This is a genomic window from Pedobacter gandavensis (assembly GCF_032678465.1).
Classification (GTDB): domain Bacteria; phylum Bacteroidota; class Bacteroidia; order Sphingobacteriales; family Sphingobacteriaceae; genus Pedobacter; species Pedobacter gandavensis_B.
The window spans coordinates 60,451-81,659 of the sequence record NZ_JAVTSK010000014.1; the positions used below are offsets into that span (position 1 = coordinate 60,451).

Sequence of the window (21,209 nt, forward strand, 5' to 3'; positions counted from 1 at the left end):
AGGGAATAAATTATTCGCCTTTATCTTCAGATTTAGTTTCAGCTGCTGCTTCTTCCTTTGCTGGAGTAGCCTCAACTGTAGTATCGTCAGCTTTTTTAGCTTTAGTTCTACCACGACGAGTAGTTTTCTTCTCAGCAGTTTCCACTTCTTTACCGTAAACTTCATTGTAATCAACCAATTCAATTAATGCCATCTCAGCATTATCACCTAAACGGTTGTTTAATTTAATGATCCTTGTGTAACCACCTGGACGGTTTGCAATTTTAGCTGCAACATCACGGAACAATTCAGTAACAACTTCTTTATCTTGTAAGTAACCGAATACAATACGACGCGAATGTGTAGTATCAGATTTAGATTTAGTCAAAAGAGGTTCTACATACATACGCAAAGCTTTTGCTTTAGCCAAAGTAGTTTGAATTCTTTTGTGCTTAATTAACGATGAAGCCATGTTAGCCAACATCGCCTTACGATGTGAATCTGTTCTTCCTAAGTGGTTATTTTTTTTACCGTGTCTCATTTTGATTTTATTCAGTGTATACCGTCTCTTTGATTTTTATCTGAGGGAATTATACACGATTAACAATATTGTTATTTTAAGGGTACTATTGATTACTCCTCGTCAAGTTTGAATTTCGATAAGTTCATACCGAAAGATAAGCTTTTAGATTTAACCAATTCCTGAATCTCAGTCAATGACTTTTTACCGAAGTTTCTGAATTTTAACATATCAGCAACATCATAAGAAACCAAGTCAGCTAAAGTACGGATATCGGCTGCTTTAAGGCAGTTTAATGCCCGTACTGAAAGATCTAAATCAACTAATTCGGTTTTAAGGATTTTACGCATATGTAAAATTTCCTCATCCACTTCTTTAGTCTCTTCTTTTGCTTGAGATTCTAATACTAAATTCTCATCAGAGAACAACATAAAGTGCTGGATTAAAATTTTTGCAGCTTCTTTTAATGCTTCTTCCGGATGGATAGATCCATCGGTAGAGATTTCTAATATTAATTTTTCATAATCTGTCTTTTGTTCAACACGATAGTTTTCAATCGAGTATTTTACATTTTTCATTGGGGTAAAAATCGAATCGATTGCGATTACGCCAACTACAGCATCATTGATTTTATTTTCTTCAGCAGGAACATAACCGCGTCCTTTATTGATAGTCAATTCTACCTCTAAAGTCACTGTTTTTTCCATGTTACAAATAACGAAATCAGGGTTAAGAACCTCGAAGTTGTTAGAGAATTTTGTAATATCTCCAGCGGTAAACTGATCTTGCCCGTTTACTAAAATGAAAACTTTTTCAGAATCACCAGAATCACCAACTTTCTTAAAACGTACTTGTTTCAAGTTAAGGATGATTTCCGTCAAATCTTCTACAACACCTTTCATTGTAGAAAACTCGTGAGATACGCCAGAAAAACGAATACTTGTAATGGCATAACCTTCTAATGAAGAAAGTAAAATTCTTCTTAGGGCATTACCAATTGTTACACCGAAACCGGGCTCTAAAGGACGAAATTCAAATATACCATCGAAATCTGTTGACTTCTGCATGATTACCTTATCGGGTTTCTGAAATGCTAAAATTGCCATTTATAATGTTTTTAGATCGTTATTAAAATTATGTAATGAAATAAAGTGAATTGCCCAGAAGGCAATTCACTAAATATATTACTTAGAGTATAACTCTATTATAAGGTTCTCTTTGATATTTTCTGGGATCTCATCACGGTTAGGATAAGTTAAGAACTTACCTGACAATTCACTTGCATTCCAGTCTAACCAATTGAATTTATTGATTACTCTACCTGCTACTGAATTAGTAATCGCTTCTAAAGTCTTAGACTTTTCGCGAACTGCAACAACATCACCAGCTTTTAATTGATATGAAGGAATGTTTACTACTTCACCGTTAACTGTTACGTGTTTATGGCTAACTAACTGACGTGCAGCTGAACGTGTTGTAGCAATACCTAATCTGTATACTGTGTTATCTAAACGAGCTTCTAATAATTGCAATAAGTTATCACCTGTGATACCTTCACGTGAAGATGCTTTGGTGAATAAGTTACGGAATTGACGTTCTAATACACCATAAGTATATTTAACTTTCTGTTTTTCCATTAACTGTACTGCGTACTCGGATTGTTTACCTCTTCTTTTGGAAGCACCGTGCTGTCCAGGAGGATAATTTTTTCTATCTAATACCTTATCAGGGCCAAAAATTGGCTCTCTGAATTTACGGGCGATTTTGGACTTTGGTCCTGTATATCTTGCCATTGTTTTTTGATTTAAAGTATCGTGCAGCCTTAAGCTACAGACTCTTAGCTTTAAAAATTAATTATTATACTCTTCTCTTTTTAGGAGGACGACATCCGTTGTGCGGAAGCGGAGTGATATCTTTGATAGAGGTTACTTCGATACCTGAGATCTGCAATGTTCTAATTGCTGACTCACGACCTGAACCTGGACCTTTAACAAAAACTTCTACTTTACGAAGACCTAAGTCAAATGCTACTTTACCGCAATCAGATGCAGCCTGACCTGCTGCATAAGGAGTGTTCTTTTTAGAACCCTTGAATCCCATTTTACCTGCAGAAGACCATGAAATAGTTTGACCGTTGTTATTTGTTAAAGTAACAATGATATTGTTAAAAGTAGCATTGATGTGTGCCTGACCAACAGGCTCAATCACAACAATACGCTTTTTGGTAACTTTTTTACTCTTAGCCATAATTCTTATTCAGTACTAATTTTATTTAGTAGCTTTTTTCTTGTTAGCAACTGTTTTTCTCTTGCCTTTACGTGTACGAGAGTTGTTCTTAGTACGTTGTCCACGTACCGGCAAACCTTTTCTGTGACGTAATCCACGGTAACAACCGATATCCATTAAACGTTTAATGTTCAACTGAACTTCTGAACGCAAAGCACCTTCTACCTTTACGCCGTCGTTGATGATGGTACGGATAGCCGATAACTCATCGTCTGACCAATCCTGTACTTTCTTGTTAAAATCGATACCTGCTTCCGTTAAAATACGTTGAGCAGTTGATCTACCTACTCCGAAGATGTACGTTAGACCAATTTCGCCTCTTTTGTTTCTTGGTAAATCAATACCTGATATCCTTGCCATATTTGTACTAAATGTTTGATTAACTGAATGAACGAGATTGAGTATCCTGTACATTCAATCTTCATCACAATCAATAATTTCTTAACCTTGACGTTGCTTGTATTTTGGATTCTTCTTGTTAATCACGAAAAGTTTACCTTTACGACGAATAATCTTGCAATCAGCGCTACGTTTTTTAATTGATGACCTAACTTTCATTTTATTTATATCTATAAGTAATCCTGCCTTTTGATAAATCGTAAGGCGACATCTCTAATTTGACTTTGTCTCCAGGTAAAATCTTGATGTAATGCATCCTCATTTTACCCGAAATATGAGCTATTATCTCATGACCATTCTCTAGTTCCACTCGGAACATGGCATTGGATAGTGCTTCTCTTATTACACCGTCTTGTTCAATTGAGGCTTGTTTAGCCATATAATATTGATATTTACTTAATTAGCTGCTACTAAACAGGGTTGCAAAATTAAATAAAAAAATTTAATTATTTACTTTTTTTTATTTAAAACTTCTTCAATTACTGAAAAGGTCGACAAAACATCTGCATTACCCTTTTTAACTGCCACCGTATGCTCAAAATGAGCCGATGGCCTATTGTCCTTACTGGTTACTGTCCAGCCGTCTGACCAGAACTTAACTCCCGCTGTACCTGCATTGATCATAGGCTCTATAGCGATCACCATTCCCTCTTCCAGTTTAATCCCACTTCCCCTCTTACCATAATTTGGTACTTCAGGTTTTTCGTGTAATTGAACACCAACTCCGTGACCTACTAATTCCTTCACTACACCAAATCCATTCGCCTCCGCATGAGCCTGTACAGCATAGCCTACGTCTCCGATCCTTGATCCTACGACAGCCTTCTCTATGGCAAGTCTTAAACACTCTTTAGTCACCTCTACTAACTTCTGTTTCTCTGTATCTACTTCACCAATGGAAAAAGTATAGGCAGAATCACCGAAGTATTTATTTAGAATGACCCCACAGTCGACGGAGATCAAGTCCCCCTCCTGTATCACATACTCGCCTGGAAAGCCATGAACAACCTGCTCATTAGGCGAAATACATAGTGAATATGGGAAGCCGTTATAGTTTAAGAAAGCCGGGATTGCTCCGTGGTCTTTGATAAACGTTTCAGCCAGGTCATTCAATTTTTTTGTAGTGATGCCCGGACCAATCACCTTAGCTACTTCAGCTAAAGTTTTAGATACAAGTAAAGAACTTTCTCTTATTAACTCGATCTCCTCTGGAGATTTGTAATAGATCTTAGACATACTATATTTTAGATCACCGCGTTGCTACCCGTGGCTGCAGCAGGAATTCCTGTGCGACCGGTAACTCTACCTGTTTTCATTAAACCATCATAATGACGCATTAACAAATAACTTTCAATTTGTTGCAAAGTATCTAATACCACACCTACCAGGATCAACAATGAAGTTCCACCATAGAAATGGGCAAATTCAGACTTGATACCGAATTTAACGGCTACTGAAGGAAGCACTGCAATGATGGCAAGGAAAACTGCACCTGGAAAGGTGATCTTCGAAATAACATCATCTATGAAGCTTGAGGTAGCCAAACCTGGTTTGATACCAGGAATGAATCCACCGTTCTTCTTCATATCGTCCGACATTTGAGTAGGGTTAACGGTAATTGCAGTATAAAAGAATGTAAATGCAATAATTAAAAATCCAAAAGTTAAGCTATACGCTAATGAAGTATAGTCACTGAACTGAATCAACCAGGTGTTCTGTAAAGAAGGAAAGAACTGAGGAATGAACCCAGGGATAAACATCAATGCCTGAGCAAAGATAATCGGCATTACACCGGCAGCATTCACTTTTAAAGGAATATACTGTCTTACCCCACCAAATTGTCTGTTACCAACAATCCTTTTTGCATATTGAACTGGTACTTTACGTACACCCTGAACAATCATGATGGTGAACATCACTACTGCAAATAAAGCCACAATCTCAAGAACAAGGGCAATTAAGCCACCGTCTCCAACGAATCTTGAAGTAATCTCTTGGTATAAAGCGATTGGTAATCTGGCGATAATACCAACCATAATGATTAGCGAAATACCATTTCCAATACCTTTATCGGTGATTTTCTCACCCAACCACATCACAAATAAAGTACCTGCTGCCAACACGAATGTTGCCATCACATAAAATAAAGTATGATCAATAACGATTGCTTCTGTAGGAACTTGTGTTTTAACATAACCAACAGCTTGAACAGCGGTAATGGCTACGGTTAGATAACGTGTAATCTGATTTAGTTTCTTCCTGCCACTTTCACCCTCCTTTTGCATTTTCTGGAATGAAGGAACAGCAATACCTAATAGCTGAACTACAATTGAGGCAGAAATATAAGGCATAACACCCAAGGCAAGGATAGATACCCGTGAAAACGAACCTCCGGCAAACATATCCAAGAGACCTAAAAGACCAGACTTTTCATTATTGCCTAAAAGAGTTGCGTCTACACCTGGTAGCACCACATGAGATACAAATCTATAAACCAAAAGAATCATGAGCGTAAATACAATACGCTCTTTCAATTCTTGAATTTTCCAAATATTACTTAAAGTAGTAAACAGCTTCTTCATTAATTACAATTAATTACAATTTTTCGATTGAGCCTCCAACAGCCTCAATAGCTTGTTGTGCGGTAGCAGAAAAAGCATGAGCTTTAACCTCTAACTTAGATTTAACTTCACCACGGCCTAGAACTTTTACCAGGTCATTTTTGTGAGCTAAACCATGGTCTTGCAATGTAGCAAAATCAATTGTAGTTAGGTTAAATTTCTCAGCTAATGCTTGAATTACGTCTAAGTTTACACTTACGTATTCTACGCGGTTAATTGGCTTGAAACCAACCTTAGGTACACGACGTTGTAATGGCATCTGTCCACCCTCAAAACCAATTTTGGTTTTGTGACCAGAACGAGATCCAGCACCTTTGTGACCGCGGGTTGAAGTACCACCACGTCCAGAACCAGTACCACGACCGATTCTTTTTACATTCTTTGTAGAACCTTTTGCAGGTTTCAGATTACTTAAGTTCATTTTTTGAAACTTATGTTGCCCTTCGCTTTCACTAATCAGGGACAACGGTTAAACATATTTAAAGGTTGCAAATGTAATTATATAAACCACATTTACAACCTTTAAAAATTTATATACTCTCTATAGCAACTAAGTGATTCACTTTTCTCACCATACCGATGATGGCAGCGTTAGCTTCCACTTCAACACTTTGGTTCATTTTAGTTAAACCTAATGCTTTCATCGTTCTTTTTTGGCGTTCGCTTCTATCGATAATGCTTTTTACCTGGGTTATTTTGATCTTCGCCATAATATTATCCGTTAAAAACTTTATTTAAATCAATACCACGTTGTTGAGCGATGGTATAAGCATCACGCATCTTAGTTAAAGCATCAACAGTTGCTTTTACCACGTTGTGAGGATTTGATGAACCTTTAGACTTTGCCAATACGTTGTGTACACCAGCACTCTCTAATACTGCACGCATTGCACCACCAGCGATAACACCTGTACCTACTGCAGCTGGTTTGATTAATACAAAACCACCAGAGAATTTACCGATTTGCTCATGAGGAACAGTACCGTTTAATAGAGGAACTTTTACCAAGTTCTTTTTAGCGTCATCGATACCTTTAGCAATCGCTTCAGTTACCTCTTTCGCTTTACCTAATCCGTAACCTACGATTCCGTTTTCATCTCCAACAACCACGATGGCTGAGAAGCTGAAAGTACGTCCACCTTTGGTTACTTTGGCAACACGTTGTATGCTAACTAAACGATCTTTTAATTCGATCTCGCTAGTCTTAACTCTTTTTATATTGATAGTTGACATTCTTCTCCTATTTTCAGATTAAAATACTAAACCAGCCTCGCGAGCACCTTCTGCCAACGATTTAACACGTCCATGGTACAAATAACCATTTCTGTCGAAAACTACTTCTTTAATCCCAGCTGCAATAGCTTTTTCAGCTACCAATTTACCTACAGCTACTGATTGCTCAGATTTGTTTCCAGTTCCAGAAAAGTCTTTTGATAAAGACGAAGCTGATACAATTGTATTACCGGTTACGTCGTTAATGATTTGAGCATAAATTCCTTTATTGCTTCTATATACCGATAGACGTGGACGGCTTTCAGAACCTGTTAATCTTTTTCTGATTCCTTTTTTTATACGATCTCTACGAGATAATTTTTTTCCTGCCATTTTGATTATTTTTTAGAAGCTGATTTACCTGCTTTTCTTCTTAACACTTCACCTACAAACTTGATACCTTTACCTTTATATGGCTCTGGAGTACGTAACGAACGGATTTTCGCTGCTACCTGACCTACCAATTGTTTGTCAATACTTTCTAAAATGATTTTTGGAGTCTGACCTTTTTCAGATACAGTAGTCACTTTAATTTCTTCCGGTAATTGGAATACATAGTGGTGAGAATAACCCAAAACTAGATCTAGTGTGTTTCCTGTGTTTGTAGCACGGTAACCAACACCTACTAATTCCTGAGAAATTTTATATCCTTCTGTAACACCAACAACCATATTGTTTAACAATGAACGGTATAAACCATGCAAAGCTTTGTGTCTTTTCTGATCTGAAGGACGAGTTACAGTAACTACGCCTTCTTCCTGACTTACAGTGATATCAGCATCAACTGCTTGAGTCAACTCTCCTTTTGGTCCTTTAACAGTTACTACGTTATCTTTAGATACAGTAATTGTTACACCTGAAGGTACATTAATTGGGGCTTTTCCTATTCTTGACATTTTGCTATCCTCCTTTAATTAATAAACGTGACACAAAACTTCGCCACCAATGTTCAATTTAGCTGCTTCTTTATCAGTCATAACACCTTTAGATGTAGACAAGATAGCGATACCTAAACCGTTTAATACTCTTGGCATATTTTCTACGCCGGCATATTGCCTTAAACCTGGTTTGCTGATACGGGTTAATGTACGGATTGCAGGAATTTTAGTGATCGCATTGTATTTCAAAGCGATTTTAATTGTTCCTTGAACCGTAGTTTCCTCAAACTTGTAATTAGCAATGTAACCTTTGTCAAAAAGAACTTTAGTGATTTCTTTTTTCAGGTTTGATGCAGGAATTTCTACAATTCTGTGATTTGCCTTGATGGCATTTCTTACTCTTGTCAGATAATCTGCTATTGGATCTGTATTCATTTTTATGTAATTGTGACGGTGGTTTCCTTCCTATTCTAATTCGGGACGACCTTCCATCGGTTAATTTTTTTGTTTCTAGCTTTGGGACTAAGCCCTTAGCGTAAAGTAAGCTGTTTTACCAGCTTGCTTTTCTTACTCCAGGAATTTTACCTGCTAATGCCATATCACGGAACAATACCCTTGATATACCGAAAGTACGCATGTAACCACGAGGACGGCCAGTTAATTTACAACGGTTGTGTAAACGTACTGCAGATGAGTTTTTTGGTAACTTATCTAATCCTTCATAATCACCAGCAGCTTTAAGTTCAGCACGTCTGTCTGCATACTTAGCTACTAATTTTTGACGCTTAATTTCGCGAGCTTTTACACCTTCTCTAGCCATTATGAATTTGTGTTATTTTGGTTTTTAAATGGTAATCCGAATTGCTTTAAAAGTTCCAATGCTTCAACATCAGTAGTAGCACTGGTAACAAATGTAATATCCATACCTAAAATCTTGTTGATTTTGTCGATGTTGATCTCAGGAAAGATGATTTGCTCAGTAACACCTAATGTGTAGTTACCTTTTCCATCAAAACCTTTATCATTGATACCTTTGAAATCACGGATACGAGGCAAAGCTACAGAAATTAAACGATCTAAAAACTCATACATGTTATTGTCACGTAAAGTAACACGCACACCTACTGGCATACCTTTACGCAATTTAAAGTTTGAGATATCTTTTTTAGACTTAGCGCCTACTGCTTGCTGACCAGCGATAGTAGTCATCTCTAAAATAGAGCTGTCCATGATCTTTTTGTCAGTTACAGAGAAACGTCCAACACCCTGGTTGATCGCGATTTTCTCTAACTTAGGAACTTGCATAACGCTTTTATAGTTGAACTTATCTTTAAGTGCAGCTACGATTTCCTCTTTATATTTACTTTTTAATCTTGGTACGTAAGTCATTATTTGATCTCCTCTCCTGATTTTTTACTAACCCTAACTAATTTCCCATCAGCATTAAGCTTTCTGCCAACGCGAGTAGTTGCACCTGTTTTAGGATCAACTAATGCTACGTTAGAAATATGAAGAGCAGCCTCTTTTTTAATGATACCTCCGTTTGGATTAGCAGCATTTGGTTTTGTATGTTTTGATACAAGGTTCACACCTTCTACAAGAATTCTGCTTTTAGAAATTAAGACAGAAAGCACAGTGCCTTGTTGGCCTCTTGAATCGCCAGCGATTACCTTTACTAAATCTCCTTTACGGATTTTAATCTTTGGTGTAGTTACTTTATTTTTCATTTTATAATACCTCCGGTGCTAATGACACAATTTTCATGAATTGTTTTTCACGCAGTTCTCTTGCTACCGGGCCGAAAATACGTGTACCACGCGGCTCATCTTGTGCATTTAATAATACTGCTGCATTGTCGTCGAAACGGATGTAAGAACCATCTTTACGTCTGATCTCTTTTCTCGTTCTTACAACTACTGCTTTAGAAACTGTTCCTTTCTTAATGTTACCAGAAGGCAACGCGCTTTTCACGGTTACAACGATTTTGTCACCAATAGAAGCGTATCTTTTTCCAGTACCACCAAGCACACGGATAACCAATACTTCTTTAGCGCCGCTATTGTCGGCTACGTTTAATCTTGATTCCTGTTGTACCATGTTATTTAGCTCTTTCTAAAATTTCCACTAATCTCCAGTTCTTGTTCTTACTCAGCGGACGAGTCTCCATGATCAGTACTGTATCACCAATACCGCAATCGTTTTTCTCGTCATGAGCCATAAATTTGGTAGTTTTTTTAACAAACTTACCATAGATCGGGTGTTTCACTTTACGTTCAACCGCTACAACAACAGATTTATCCATTTTGTTGCTTACCACCAACCCGGTTCTTGTTTTTCTTAATTGTCTTTCCATTTCGACTCTAAAGTTATTTTGTTTCAGTAGCAGACTCAGCTAATTTGCGCTTTGTCACTTCAGTGTTTAATCGGGCAATGTCTTTTCTTACCTTTTTAATACGGGTAGGATTTTCGATAGCCGAAATTGTATGTGCAAATTTCAACTTTACTAAATTTTCAGTTTCTTCTGCAATCCTGGCTACTAGTTCTTCTTTTGAAAGCCCTGTGATTTCTGAGTTCTTCATTTTATTAATTTTAATGCCTTGGGTCTAGCGGTTGTAATAACAAGTTACTTACAACATTGAACCCAAGAACTTTTTTTATGCTTCTACGTAATCTCTACGTACTACAAATTTTGTTTGAATCGGCAATTTTTGAGCCGCTAATCTCATTGCTTCTTTAGCGATTGCTAAAGGAACACCTTCGGCTTCAAAAATAATACGTCCAGGTCTAACAACGGCAACCCAATATTCTGGAGCACCCTTACCTTTACCCATACGAACTTCAGCTGGTTTCTTAGTTACCGGTTTGTCCGGGAAAATTCTAATCCACACCTGGCCTTCACGTTTCATGAAACGAGTTACCGCAATACGGGCTGCCTCTATCTGACGACTTGTAATCCAAGTCGACTCTAAAGATTTAATCCCGAAAGACCCGAATGACAATTCAGCACCACGTGTTGCTAAACCCTTCATTCTGCCTTTTTGCATCTTTCTGAACTTCGTTCTTTTTGGCTGTAACATCTTTATCTAATATTATCGTTAAACGATCTGTTAACTAATTATTTACGAGGACCTCTGTTAGGAGTATTCCCACCTCTATTATCTCTTCCTGCACCTGGAGCACCTTGACCTGGACCTCTTCCGCCACGACCTTTATTGTCGTTTCTTCTGTCGCCACCGCCACGGTTATCTCTATCTCTTCCACCGAAAGCACCTTCTGGTCTGCCACCTTTACCTGGAGCATTGCTCACAGAACCGATGTTTGGAGAAAGATCACGTTTACCGTAAACTTCACCTTTACAGATCCAAACTTTAACACCAATTTTACCATAAGTAGTTAAAGCTTCTGCTAATGCATAGTCAATGTCAGCACGGAAAGTATGCAAAGGAATTCTTCCCTCTTTATACTGTTCGCTACGAGCCATCTCAGCACCACCTAAACGACCAGAGGTCATAATTTTGATACCTTCAGCACCCATACGCATCGTTGATGCTATAGTAGATTTCATTGCTCTACGGAATGAGATCCTTGCTTCTAATTGTTTTGCAACACCTTCTGCAACTAGTTGTGCATCAAGCTCAGGACGTTTGATCTCAAAAATGTTGATTTGAATTTCCTTTTTAGTCAATTTCTTCAACTCTTCTTTGATTTTGTCAACCTCAGCTCCTGCTTTTCCGATCACAATACCTGGACGTGCAGTGTGGATAGTTACCGTGATACGTTTTAACGTACGCTCAATTACTACTTTCGCTACACCGCCTTTTGCGATACGTACAGAAAGGTATTTTCTTATTTTTTCGTCCTCAACTAATTTATCAGCATAGTTGTTGCCACCGAACCAGTTAGAATCCCAACCTTTGATGATTCCTAACCTGTTTCCTATTGGATGTGCTTTTTGTCCCATTTCTGTTAATTAGTTTGAGTTTCAACGTTTTTACTATCTACTACCAAAGTTACATGGTTAGAACGCTTACGGATTCTGTAACCACGTCCTTGAGGTGCTGGTCTAAGTCTTTTTAATTGACGACCACCGCCTACCATTATCGTTTTCACGTATAACTGGTTTTCTTCAGGGCGAGAACCTTCATTTTTAGTTTCCCAGTTTTTGATAGCTGACAATAAAAGTTTTTCAACTTTGATTGCTGCTTCTTTATTGGTAAACTTTAAAATACTTAAAGCTTTCTCTACACGCTCACCTCTGATAAGATCTACAACCAAACGCATTTTACGTGGTGAGGTTGGACAATTGTTTAATTTCGCTACTGCTTCCATCTCTTAATTATTTTTTCTTTTCAGAGTGACCCCTAAATGTTCTGGTTGGAGCAAACTCTCCCAGCTTATGACCAACCATGTTTTCTGTTACGTATACCGGAATAAATTTATTTCCGTTATGAACCGCAAATGTATGATTCACAAAATCTGGTGAAATCATTGATCTGCGAGACCAAGTTTTAATTACAGACCTTTTACCTGATTCATTCATAGATACTACTTTCTTCTCTACGTTATGGTCAATATACGGTCCTTTTTTTATCGAACGAGCCATTATTTCTTCCTTTTCTCTATGATGAAACGATTTGAGTATTTTTTAAGTGAACGAGTTTTGAATCCTTTCGAATACAATCCGTTTCTTGAGCGAGGCTGACCTCCTGATGAGCGACCCTCACCACCACCCATTGGGTGATCTACTGGGTTCATCGCTACCGGACGAGTTCTAGGACGACGTCCTAACCAACGTTTACGACCTGCTTTACCTAATACTTCATTTGCGTGATCCGAGTTCGAAACCGCTCCGATTGTTGCTAAACAAGTAACTAAGATAGATCTTACTTCACCTGATGGCATTTTAACAGTTGCATATTTACCATCACGTGCTGCCAATTGAGCATAAGCACCTGCGCTACGTGCCATTTGAGCACCACGACCTGGTTGAATTTCAATGTTATGTACAATCGATCCCAATGGGATTTTTGACAATGTTAAAGCATTTCCAACTTCTGGAGTTGCTGTATCACCCGAAACTACTGTTTGTCCTACTTGCAATCCTTCCGGTGCAATAATGTAACGCTTCTCTCCATCTGCGTAATGCAATAGTGCAATACGAGCGGTACGGTTTGGATCGTACTCAACAGTAGCTACTGTTGCAGGAATGTTAAACTTATCACGTTTAAAGTCAATTAAACGGTAAGATTTCTTGTGACCACCACCCATGTAGCGCATAGTCATCTTTCCTGTATTGTTACGTCCTCCTGATTTCTTAGAAGATACAACCAATGATTTTTCGGGCTTGGTTGCTGTAATCTCCGAAAAGCTGGCACCTACTCTAAAGCGGGTTCCCGGAGTGACTGGTTTAAATTTTCTTAAGCCCATAGTTATAAATTATTCACTTTATTAAATATTCGCGTAATAATCAATTGTTTCACCTGCTGCCAGGGTTACAATCGCTTTCTTGTATTTTGGGCTACGACCCGTTACTAATCCACCTTTAGTGTTTCTGGACTTCATTTTACCATTTACAACCATTGTATTAATGGCTAAAATGTTAACGTTGTACATTTGCTCTATGGCTTGCTTAATCTGCAATTTATTTGCTTTGTGTTCTACTTTAAAAGTAAAGCGGTTAGACTTTTCTGTTAATGCAGAAGCTTTTTCTGTTAATATTGGTTTCTTTAAAAATTCCATATTACTTGGCAAATGCCTCCTCCAATGTTTTAAGAGAATCAGCAGTTAACAAAAGCTTACCACAGTTTAATACATCATAAGTATTCAACTGATCTGCAGTAATTACTTTCGCTTTCTGGATGTTTCTGCTTGATAAATAGATATTGTTATTTTGTGAAGGTAAAACCAACAATGTCTTCTCGCCAGCTAAATCTAATGCGCTAACTAAATTCAAATAGTTTTTAGTTTTGATTGTATCAAAAGCAAAGTCTTCTAAAACAACAACGTTGTTATCTTGCGCTTTGTAGCTTAAAGCTGATTTACGAGCAAGTTGCTTTAACTTTTTGTTCAATTTGAAACTATAATCACGTGGTTGAGGACCAAACACACGACCACCACCATTGAACAATGGAGATTTAATACTTCCGGCACGAGCACCACCAGTACCTTTTTGTTTGTAAAGTTTGCGGGTTGAACCTGCAATTTCGTTACGTTGCTTAGACTTGTGAGTACCTTGACGTTGATTAGCCAAATACTGTTTTACATCTAAATAGATCGCGTGGTCAACAGGCGTAATGCCAAATACTGACTCAGGAAGTTGCACCTTGGCACCTGTCTCTTTTCCTGAAATGTTTAATACTTTAACTTCCATCTGCTTACTTATCTAAGATTACGTAAGAACCCTTAGCTCCTGGAATGGAACCACTAACTACAACAAGGTTTTGATCAGCATAAACTTTCAAAACTTGTAAGTTCTGAATTTTTACTCTGTCACCACCCATTCTACCCGCCATACGCATACCTTTAAATACACGAGCTGGATAAGAAGCAGCACCTAATGAACCTGGTGCACGCATTCTGTTATGCTGTCCGTGAGTTTGTCCACCAACACCACCGAAACCATGACGTTTTACAACACCCTGGAAACCTTTACCTTTTGAAGTACCAACAACATCCACGAAATCACCTTCATTGAAGATGTTCACAGTTACCGTATCACCTAAGTTCAACGATTCTTCGAACGGTTCAAATTCAACCAATTTACGTTTTGGGGTTGTGTTTGCTTTCGCAAAGTGGCCTTTAAGAGGCTTGGTAGTGTTCTTTTCTTTGGCTTCGTCGAAACCTAACTGAACGGAAACATAACCGTCTTTCTCTTCGGTCTTTACCTGTGTAACCACACAAGGTCCAGCTTCAATCACCGTACATGGAATGTTCTTTCCATCGGCGTCGAATATGCTGGTCATTCCTACTTTTTTTCCAATAATACCTGACATTTTCTTTTTTTAATTTAACACCCATCGAAGCAGTAGGGCTTCGTTCAAGGTGGATACAATTCCCTTTAAGGGAGGGCAAAAATACGAAAGAAATCTTAATTTTCAAATAGTTAGCTAATTATTTTTTCAAATAAGCGCTATTTATTTTTTAACCGACTAACTTGTCACTCAGGCTGTACAAGATCACCAGCAAAACAAATGATCCGATTAAAACATAGAGGTAATCCCGCTCAATGAGAAAGCTGAAGATGGAGAAAACCACCCTGGCTACAGGAGTAAAAATCAACAATAAAGTCCCAAACTGAATGATGGCTTTAGGATCCAATTCTCTTAATCCGAAAAAAATAGCAGGAATCGAGGATAATCCAGATTTGTTTGGGTTAAAATTACGGTAATCTATCGTTTCCGAATGATGAGATAAGAGGTAAAGAAAACCTCCTACCAACACTACAGACATAGACGTAATCACGCCAAGCCGGAGCAAAGTCCCCAGAATGAGCTGAATATCGCGATCCGCAAAGAAATTTTTTCGTATTGAACTCATAGCTTTCCTGATAAACCGTTATATATCATTTGCAAGGCGAGAAAAGTCACAACGATCGCAAATACCACTTTTAACTTATCCGTTTTGGTGCGAACCAGGATTTTGGAACCAATCGTAGCACCAGTTAACACGCCTATTGTAACCGGCATCGCAATTCCAGGATCAATTTGACCACGGTTTAAATACACAATTGCACTTGCAGCTGCAGTTACACCCATCATGAAATTACTGGTCGTCGTAGAAACTTTAAAAGGAATTCTCATGATGTTATCCATAGCTATTACTTTTAAAGCACCAGAACCAATTCCCAGTAAACCGGATATAATTCCTGCAAAAAACATCATGACAAAGCCTCCTGCTACCCGATGAACCGCATAGTCTTTCTGCCCATTCTCTGTAGGATAAGTACCATTTAGTTTAAGAAAAACAGCTAATTTGCCGGAAGTGTCATTATCTGAACGATCTACTTTCTTCATCACCATCATGACTGCAGAAAACAGAAGAATCAGTCCGAATACCACTGCAATAAAACTTGGGTTCAAATAAACCGTAATTACAGCACCAATCACAGCACTTACAGTGGTAGCGACTTCCAGAAACATTCCAATACGGATATTAGTAATCCCCTCTTTTACATAAGCTGCTGCAGAGCCAGAAGAGGTAGCAATAACAGAAACTATCGAAGCGCCAATCGCATAATGGATATCGACACCAAGTGCCAGTGTCAACAATGGAATAATGATCACCCCACCCCCTAAACCAGTCAGCGAACCAACTAATCCAGCTAAAAAAGCACCTGCTAAAACTATAATTGTAAATAGTAATACCGACATTGCTGCAAATATACTATCTATACTTAGAACACAATAAAATTACCAAATGAATGTTAAATTAAGCAGTACATCGGATCAACATCAGCAAATCTCCCGTTCAAAGCTCATTTAAAAACAAAACACATTCTAAATTAATACTGTTCCATAATTAAAAAATTACTCTACTAAACCAAGTATTTATGAAAAAACTGATATTCGCAGTTATAGCCGTACTCTTCTTCCAGTTAAACACACAAGCACAATTACCCGCCGACAGTGCCAAAGCCGATCCTAGTTTAAGAGGCCAATATGGGTTCATGTTGTCCAAATCGAAAACCATAAATGGTTATAAACTGATCAATCCCGCCAGACTGGCAGGATTTTGGAAAAGTGTATCAGATTCTATCAATCATAACCGCAAACAGCTCAGCAATATTAAGCTCAAACTTGCTGAACAGGAAAAAATAGTGGCCAGCCTAAAAGCGCAAATCTCAGGAGCGGAAAGTTCTTTAGCCAGCTCTAATGCGAAACTGGATGAGATCAAATTTTTAGGGATTTCATTTACAAAAAGTAATTACAATGTGATGGTTTGGAGTCTGATTCTGATACTGGCTGCTGCATTGGCAGTGGTCATCATACGCTCCGCAAAGTTCATTCATGAAGCCAAATACAGAAGCTCATTGTACGACGAAATTGCCCAGGAATACCAAAATTATAAGACAAAGGCTAATGATAAAGAGAAGAAACTCGCCAGGGAATTACAGGACGAACGCAATAAACTGGATGAATTAAGAAATAGAAATTAAACAAAAAAGCCTTCCGAAATAAATCCGGAAGGCTTTTTTACTATTCGTCTAAAAAGTTAAACTTTGATTTCAACTTCAACACCGCTAGGTAGTTCAAGTTTCATTAAAGCGTCAACCGTTTTAGAGTTAGAGCTATAAATGTCTAACAAACGTTTGTAAGCGCACAATTGAAACTGCTCACGTGCTTTTTTGTTCACGTGTGGAGAACGCAAAACAGTGAAGATTTTCTTTTCTGTAGGCAATGGAATTGGACCACTCACTACTGCACCCGTAGGTTTAACAGTCTTAACGATTTTCTCAGCAGATTTATCTACCAAGTTATAATCGTAAGATTTTAGTTTGATTCTGATTCTTTGGCTCATCTTATTTATGTATTAAGGCTGCCGGTTAGAGCTATTAATAACCGGCTGCCAATTTATTATTATTACTCTGCAGATTTAATTCTACCTTTTGACTTAGCAACTACTTCATCCTGTACGTTTTTCGGTGCTGGTGCGTAGTGATCAAACTCCATTGTTGAAGTTGCACGACCAGAAGTGATGGTACGTAACTGAGTTACATAACCAAACATCTCAGAAAGAGGTACAGTAGCTTTAATTACCTGAGAACCATTACGTGTATCCATACCTAAAAGTTGACCACGACGACGGTTCATGTCACCGATTACATCACCCATGTTTTCTTCAGGGGTTAAGATCTCGATTTTCATGATTGGCTCCATCAATACTGGGCTACATTTTGGTAATGCTTCACGATACGCCATTTTAGCAGCAAGTTCGAAAGATAAAGCATCTGAATCGACTGCGTGGAATGAACCATCAATTAAGCGAACTTTCATGTCTGGTAGTGGGTAACCAGCCAATACTCCATTAGCCATTGATGCTGCGAAACCTTTCTCAACTGAAGGGATAAATTCACGAGGGATTGCACCACCTGTGATTTCATTCACAAATTGTAAACCACCTTTTTCGAAATCCTCATCGATTGGAGAAATAACAACCTGAATATCCGCGAATTTACCACGACCACCTGATTGTTTTTTGTAAGTTTCACGGTGTTGTACCGAACCATTAATTGCCTCTTTGTAAGCAACTTGCGGTGCACCTTGGTTAACCTCAACCTTAAACTCACGTCTAAGACGGTCAATCAAAATATCTAAGTGAAGCTCACCCATACCAGAGATTACAGTTTGGCCAGTTTCCTGATCAGTCTGAACTCTAAATGTAGGATCTTCTTCAGCTAATTTAGATAAACCAATACCTAATTTATCGATGTCAGCTTGAGTCTTAGGCTCAATAGCTAAACCAATAACCGGCTCTGGGAAATCCATTGATTCCAAAATAATTGGATTTTTCTCATCACAAAGTGTATCACCTGTTTTGATATCTTTAAAGCCTACTACTGCAGCAATATCACCAGCACCTACGTTAGGAATTGGGTTTTGCTTGTTCGCATGCATCTGGAAGATACGAGAGATACGCTCTTTGTTCTCAGAACGTGCATTATAAACGTATGAACCTGCTTCTAAGTTACCTGAGTATACACGGATAAAGCACAAACGACCTACGAAAGGATCCGTTGCAATTTTAAACGCTAATGCTGAAAATGGCTCATTAACATCTGGTTGACGAGTTACTTCTTCACCTGTTTCCGGGTTGGTACCAGTGATACCATCCACATCCATTGGAGAAGGCAATAATTCCATTACCAGATCCAACATGGTTTGAACACCTTTGTTTTTGAAAGATGAACCACAAACCATAGGAACAATTTTAGCATCTAAAGTAGCCTGACGTAATGCATCAAGAATTTCACGCTCAGTGATTGAATTTGGATCCTCGAAGAATTTCTCCATTAAGGACTCATCATAATCAGCAACAGCTTCTAGTAAATTCTCTCTCCATTCCGCAACTTCAGCTAACATATCCTCTGGAATTGGCACTTCAGTAAAGGTCATACCTTTATCATGCTCATTCCAAACGATACCACGGTTGTTGATTAAATCAACCACACCTTTAAAGCTATCTTCCGAACCGATTGGTAATTGTAAAGGAACTGCATGGCTACCCAACATTTCTCTTACTTGTTTAACTACTTTTAAGAAGTCAGCTCCTGAACGGTCCATTTTGTTAACGAAACCAATACGTGGAACTGCATAGTTGTTAGCTAAACGCCAGTTAGTTTCAGATTGAGGCTCAACACCATCAACTGCTGAAAATAAGAATACCAATCCGTCTAGAACACGAAGTGAACGGTTTACCTCTACGGTAAAATCCACGTGTCCTGGAGTATCGATAACGTTTACCTGGTATTTATTACCACGGTAAGGCCAGAATACAGTAGTTGCTGCAGACGTGATTGTTATCCCACGTTCCGCTTCCTGTACCATCCAGTCCATTGTAGATGCACCTTCGTGTACCTCACCAATTTTGTGATTTACTCCGGCGTAATAAAGGATACGCTCAGTTGTTGTGGTTTTACCCGCATCAATGTGAGCCGCGATTCCAATATTTCTTGTAAATTTTAAATCTCTTGACATTTTATAATTCTCTATAAATTAGAAACGGAAGTGAGAGAACGCTTTGTTAGCCTCAGCCATTTTATGCGTATCTTCTTTTTTCTTAACGGCTGCACCTTCACCTTTAGCCGCTGAAACGATTTCACCTGCTAATTTTTCTTTCATGGTTTTTTCACCACGTTTACGAGCGTAAGAAATTAACCATTTCATGCCTAAAGCAATCTTACGGTCAGGTCTTACCTCTGTAGGTACCTGGAAATTTGCACCACCCACACGACGAGATTTAACCTCTACCGCAGGCATTACATTTGTTAAAGCACGTTTCCACACTTCTAGACCGTTTTCGCCTGCTTTTTTCTCAGCAAGTTCAACAGCATCATAAAAAATACTATATGCGATAGATTTTTTTCCATCGTACATCATATTGTTTACAAATCTGGTCACCTGAACATCGTTAAATTTTGGATCAGGAAGGATAATTCTCTTTTTTGGTTTTGACTTTCTCATTTGTTTTTCCTCCTAATTATTTCTTTTTACCTTTTGTTGGTGCCGCAGCTACTTGTCCTGGTTTAGGACGCTTAGTGCCATATTTTGAACGACGTTGGTTACGACCAGCAACTCCTGAAGTATCTAAAGCTCCACGGATGATGTGATAACGTACACCTGGTAAATCTTTAACACGACCACCACGGATCAATACAATGGAGTGCTCCTGTAAATTGTGACCTTCACCTGGAATATAGGCATTCACCTCTTTACCATTGGTTAAACGTACACGGGCAACTTTACGCATTGCTGAGTTTGGTTTTTTAGGGGTAGTGGTATATACACGCGTACATACACCTCTTCGCTGTGGACAGCTGTCCAACGCTGGAGACTTACTCTTGAACTCCAGTGCTACTCTACCTTTTCTAACTAATTGTTGAATGGTTGGCATTGTTCTTTTTTTGTTTTCTATTAATATTTAAAAACTTTACCCCTATAATAAGGGACTGCAAAGGTATGACAATACATTTTATAAATCAAGGGCTTAACGCAAAAATAATTCTAAATGAAGATCACTTAAAATCAATAGAATCAGATAGATGATCAGAACCCAGAATTATTAAGTTCCGAAATGAAAAGAGAAAATTTGTACGGGGAAAATAATGACGGTTGTGTCAAGGAAGAACGGCTCCCTCTGATGGGCTACAGTTGCAATCTGGTTGGTTATTAATATATCACCCTTAAGTGTATCTCAAGCGAATCTACCCCACAATCGCCAAGCCTCCATAAAAAAACAGCTGCCTTTACAAGCAGCTCCTCTTTTAATGAAATGTGTTTAAATAAAGTTTTTCGACTTTCTTTCTTGCCCAATCTGTTTTACGTAGAAATTTCAAACTGGACTTTAAACTCGGATTATTGATAAAACAATCGATGCGAATGAGCCTGCCCAATTCCGGCCAGTCATAATGCCATACCAATTGTTTCACAATAAACTCCAGTGTTTTACCGTGTAAAGGATTATTTGGCTGTCCTGATTCTGTCATACTGCAAAAATAATAAGAATTTCCGGCTCCTAAATGTCATCGGAATAAAAAGA

At 38.2% G+C, this 21,209-nt stretch carries 37 protein-coding genes; 1 reads left to right on the forward strand and 36 read right to left on the reverse strand.

Features of this window, described 5'->3' with window-relative positions; genetic code table 11:
- Window positions 1–10: 10 nt before the first annotated feature.
- The 31 genes from rplQ to R2Q94_RS20600 form a co-directional block, all read right to left on the reverse strand.
- Entirely contained in the window at window positions 11–520 is a 510-nt protein-coding gene (rplQ, locus tag R2Q94_RS20450) for a 50S ribosomal protein L17 (RefSeq protein WP_316823348.1), read from the reverse strand.
- 92 nt (window positions 521–612) lie between these two features.
- Window positions 613–1,605 (reverse strand): DNA-directed RNA polymerase subunit alpha, encoded by a 993-nt coding sequence (locus tag R2Q94_RS20455; RefSeq protein ID WP_316823349.1) that lies wholly within the window; start codon window positions 1,603–1,605, stop codon window positions 613–615.
- Window positions 1,606–1,683: 78 nt separating this feature from the next.
- Entirely contained in the window at window positions 1,684–2,292 is a 609-nt protein-coding gene (gene rpsD, locus R2Q94_RS20460; RefSeq protein WP_062550420.1) for a 30S ribosomal protein S4, read from the reverse strand.
- 64 nt (window positions 2,293–2,356) lie between these two features.
- Window positions 2,357–2,746: a 30S ribosomal protein S11 gene (rpsK, locus tag R2Q94_RS20465; RefSeq protein WP_041878538.1), complete on the reverse strand. Its 390-nt coding sequence runs from the start codon at window positions 2,744–2,746 to the stop codon at window positions 2,357–2,359.
- 21 nt (window positions 2,747–2,767) lie between these two features.
- On the reverse strand, window positions 2,768–3,145 hold the full coding sequence (gene rpsM, locus R2Q94_RS20470) for a 30S ribosomal protein S13 (protein WP_062550421.1): 378 nt from the start codon (window positions 3,143–3,145) through the stop codon (window positions 2,768–2,770).
- 81 nt (window positions 3,146–3,226) lie between these two features.
- On the reverse strand, window positions 3,227–3,343 hold the full coding sequence (gene rpmJ / locus R2Q94_RS20475) for a 50S ribosomal protein L36 (protein ID WP_073232286.1): 117 nt from the start codon (window positions 3,341–3,343) through the stop codon (window positions 3,227–3,229).
- Window position 3,344: 1 nt separating this feature from the next.
- Window positions 3,345–3,563 (reverse strand): translation initiation factor IF-1, encoded by a 219-nt coding sequence (gene infA, locus R2Q94_RS20480; protein ID WP_008244555.1) that lies wholly within the window; start codon window positions 3,561–3,563, stop codon window positions 3,345–3,347.
- Window positions 3,564–3,634: 71 nt separating this feature from the next.
- On the reverse strand, window positions 3,635–4,420 hold the full coding sequence (gene map, locus R2Q94_RS20485; RefSeq protein ID WP_316823350.1) for a type I methionyl aminopeptidase: 786 nt from the start codon (window positions 4,418–4,420) through the stop codon (window positions 3,635–3,637).
- Between the two features lie 8 nt (window positions 4,421–4,428).
- On the reverse strand, window positions 4,429–5,766 hold the full coding sequence (secY, locus tag R2Q94_RS20490; protein ID WP_316823351.1) for a preprotein translocase subunit SecY: 1,338 nt from the start codon (window positions 5,764–5,766) through the stop codon (window positions 4,429–4,431).
- Window positions 5,767–5,779: 13 nt separating this feature from the next.
- Window positions 5,780–6,226, reverse strand: a complete 447-nt coding sequence (gene rplO / locus R2Q94_RS20495; protein ID WP_062551181.1) for a 50S ribosomal protein L15 — start codon at window positions 6,224–6,226, stop codon at window positions 5,780–5,782.
- Window positions 6,227–6,335: 109 nt separating this feature from the next.
- The gene (rpmD, locus tag R2Q94_RS20500) at window positions 6,336–6,515 is read right to left on the reverse strand and encodes a 50S ribosomal protein L30 (RefSeq protein ID WP_062550424.1); all 180 of its coding nucleotides are present in this window, start codon (window positions 6,513–6,515) and stop codon (window positions 6,336–6,338) included.
- A 4-nt stretch (window positions 6,516–6,519) separates the two neighbouring features.
- A complete protein-coding gene (gene rpsE, locus R2Q94_RS20505) occupies window positions 6,520–7,038 on the reverse strand; it encodes a 30S ribosomal protein S5 (protein ID WP_062550425.1) in 519 nt (172 codons plus the stop codon).
- Window positions 7,039–7,056: 18 nt separating this feature from the next.
- Window positions 7,057–7,410, reverse strand: coding sequence for a 50S ribosomal protein L18 (rplR, locus tag R2Q94_RS20510; protein WP_062550426.1), 354 nt, complete (start codon window positions 7,408–7,410; stop codon window positions 7,057–7,059).
- Between the two features lie 5 nt (window positions 7,411–7,415).
- Window positions 7,416–7,973, reverse strand: coding sequence for a 50S ribosomal protein L6 (gene rplF, locus R2Q94_RS20515; protein WP_316823352.1), 558 nt, complete (start codon window positions 7,971–7,973; stop codon window positions 7,416–7,418).
- An 18-nt stretch (window positions 7,974–7,991) separates the two neighbouring features.
- Window positions 7,992–8,390, reverse strand: a complete 399-nt coding sequence (gene rpsH / locus R2Q94_RS20520) for a 30S ribosomal protein S8 (protein WP_316823353.1) — start codon at window positions 8,388–8,390, stop codon at window positions 7,992–7,994.
- Window positions 8,391–8,505: 115 nt separating this feature from the next.
- Window positions 8,506–8,775: a 30S ribosomal protein S14 gene (rpsN, locus tag R2Q94_RS20525; protein ID WP_316823354.1), complete on the reverse strand. Its 270-nt coding sequence runs from the start codon at window positions 8,773–8,775 to the stop codon at window positions 8,506–8,508.
- A complete protein-coding gene (gene rplE / locus R2Q94_RS20530; RefSeq protein WP_316823355.1) occupies window positions 8,775–9,344 on the reverse strand; it encodes a 50S ribosomal protein L5 in 570 nt (189 codons plus the stop codon). The genes rpsN and rplE overlap by 1 nt, the downstream gene beginning before the upstream one ends.
- Window positions 9,344–9,682 carry a 50S ribosomal protein L24 gene (gene rplX, locus R2Q94_RS20535; protein WP_202986093.1) on the reverse strand — a complete coding sequence of 113 codons (339 nt, stop codon included), beginning with the start codon at window positions 9,680–9,682 and terminating at the stop codon, window positions 9,344–9,346. Before rplX ends, rplE begins: the two co-directional genes overlap by 1 nt.
- A gap of 1 nt (window position 9,683) precedes the next feature.
- Complete coding sequence (rplN, locus tag R2Q94_RS20540; protein WP_062550431.1) at window positions 9,684–10,052, reverse strand: 50S ribosomal protein L14; 369 nt, start codon at window positions 10,050–10,052, stop codon at window positions 9,684–9,686.
- Window position 10,053: 1 nt separating this feature from the next.
- A complete protein-coding gene (rpsQ, locus tag R2Q94_RS20545; protein WP_037442595.1) occupies window positions 10,054–10,308 on the reverse strand; it encodes a 30S ribosomal protein S17 in 255 nt (84 codons plus the stop codon).
- 13 nt (window positions 10,309–10,321) lie between these two features.
- Complete coding sequence (rpmC, locus tag R2Q94_RS20550) at window positions 10,322–10,534, reverse strand: 50S ribosomal protein L29 (protein ID WP_182957301.1); 213 nt, start codon at window positions 10,532–10,534, stop codon at window positions 10,322–10,324.
- A gap of 75 nt (window positions 10,535–10,609) precedes the next feature.
- Window positions 10,610–11,032, reverse strand: a complete 423-nt coding sequence (gene rplP / locus R2Q94_RS20555) for a 50S ribosomal protein L16 (RefSeq protein ID WP_062550433.1) — start codon at window positions 11,030–11,032, stop codon at window positions 10,610–10,612.
- A 38-nt stretch (window positions 11,033–11,070) separates the two neighbouring features.
- Entirely contained in the window at window positions 11,071–11,916 is an 846-nt protein-coding gene (rpsC, locus tag R2Q94_RS20560) for a 30S ribosomal protein S3 (RefSeq protein WP_316823356.1), read from the reverse strand.
- Window positions 11,917–11,921: 5 nt separating this feature from the next.
- Window positions 11,922–12,284 (reverse strand): 50S ribosomal protein L22, encoded by a 363-nt coding sequence (gene rplV / locus R2Q94_RS20565; protein WP_316823357.1) that lies wholly within the window; start codon window positions 12,282–12,284, stop codon window positions 11,922–11,924.
- A gap of 7 nt (window positions 12,285–12,291) precedes the next feature.
- The gene (gene rpsS, locus R2Q94_RS20570) at window positions 12,292–12,558 is read right to left on the reverse strand and encodes a 30S ribosomal protein S19 (RefSeq protein WP_182957304.1); all 267 of its coding nucleotides are present in this window, start codon (window positions 12,556–12,558) and stop codon (window positions 12,292–12,294) included.
- Entirely contained in the window at window positions 12,558–13,382 is an 825-nt protein-coding gene (rplB, locus tag R2Q94_RS20575; protein ID WP_316823358.1) for a 50S ribosomal protein L2, read from the reverse strand. Before rplB ends, rpsS begins: the two co-directional genes overlap by 1 nt.
- Window positions 13,383–13,403: 21 nt before the next feature.
- The gene (gene rplW, locus R2Q94_RS20580; protein WP_316823359.1) at window positions 13,404–13,694 is read right to left on the reverse strand and encodes a 50S ribosomal protein L23; all 291 of its coding nucleotides are present in this window, start codon (window positions 13,692–13,694) and stop codon (window positions 13,404–13,406) included.
- 1 nt (window position 13,695) lies between these two features.
- Window positions 13,696–14,325 (reverse strand): 50S ribosomal protein L4, encoded by a 630-nt coding sequence (gene rplD, locus R2Q94_RS20585; protein WP_316823360.1) that lies wholly within the window; start codon window positions 14,323–14,325, stop codon window positions 13,696–13,698.
- A 4-nt stretch (window positions 14,326–14,329) separates the two neighbouring features.
- Window positions 14,330–14,947, reverse strand: a complete 618-nt coding sequence (gene rplC / locus R2Q94_RS20590; RefSeq protein WP_316823361.1) for a 50S ribosomal protein L3 — start codon at window positions 14,945–14,947, stop codon at window positions 14,330–14,332.
- Window positions 14,948–15,095: 148 nt separating this feature from the next.
- Window positions 15,096–15,491 (reverse strand): DUF1634 domain-containing protein, encoded by a 396-nt coding sequence (locus R2Q94_RS20595; RefSeq protein ID WP_316823362.1) that lies wholly within the window; start codon window positions 15,489–15,491, stop codon window positions 15,096–15,098.
- Window positions 15,488–16,324, reverse strand: coding sequence for a sulfite exporter TauE/SafE family protein (locus R2Q94_RS20600; RefSeq protein ID WP_316823363.1), 837 nt, complete (start codon window positions 16,322–16,324; stop codon window positions 15,488–15,490). Before R2Q94_RS20600 ends, R2Q94_RS20595 begins: the two co-directional genes overlap by 4 nt.
- Before the next feature lie 179 nt (window positions 16,325–16,503).
- Between R2Q94_RS20600 and R2Q94_RS20605 the strand changes: the two genes are divergently transcribed.
- Window positions 16,504–17,109, forward strand: coding sequence for a hypothetical protein (locus tag R2Q94_RS20605; RefSeq protein ID WP_316823364.1), 606 nt, complete (start codon window positions 16,504–16,506; stop codon window positions 17,107–17,109).
- Window positions 17,110–17,165: 56 nt separating this feature from the next.
- On the opposite strand, the gene rpsJ is transcribed toward R2Q94_RS20605, so the two are convergent.
- The 5 genes from rpsJ to R2Q94_RS20630 form a co-directional block, all read right to left on the reverse strand.
- Window positions 17,166–17,471 (reverse strand): 30S ribosomal protein S10, encoded by a 306-nt coding sequence (gene rpsJ, locus R2Q94_RS20610; protein ID WP_008244591.1) that lies wholly within the window; start codon window positions 17,469–17,471, stop codon window positions 17,166–17,168.
- Between the two features lie 62 nt (window positions 17,472–17,533).
- On the reverse strand, window positions 17,534–19,648 hold the full coding sequence (gene fusA, locus R2Q94_RS20615; RefSeq protein WP_316823365.1) for an elongation factor G: 2,115 nt from the start codon (window positions 19,646–19,648) through the stop codon (window positions 17,534–17,536).
- An 18-nt stretch (window positions 19,649–19,666) separates the two neighbouring features.
- Window positions 19,667–20,134 carry a 30S ribosomal protein S7 gene (rpsG, locus tag R2Q94_RS20620; RefSeq protein WP_062550444.1) on the reverse strand — a complete coding sequence of 156 codons (468 nt, stop codon included), beginning with the start codon at window positions 20,132–20,134 and terminating at the stop codon, window positions 19,667–19,669.
- Between the two features lie 16 nt (window positions 20,135–20,150).
- Window positions 20,151–20,564, reverse strand: a complete 414-nt coding sequence (gene rpsL, locus R2Q94_RS20625) for a 30S ribosomal protein S12 (protein ID WP_008244597.1) — start codon at window positions 20,562–20,564, stop codon at window positions 20,151–20,153.
- A 370-nt stretch (window positions 20,565–20,934) separates the two neighbouring features.
- Window positions 20,935–21,156 carry a VF530 family protein gene (locus R2Q94_RS20630; protein ID WP_316823366.1) on the reverse strand — a complete coding sequence of 74 codons (222 nt, stop codon included), beginning with the start codon at window positions 21,154–21,156 and terminating at the stop codon, window positions 20,935–20,937.
- Window positions 21,157–21,209 lie beyond the last annotated feature (53 nt).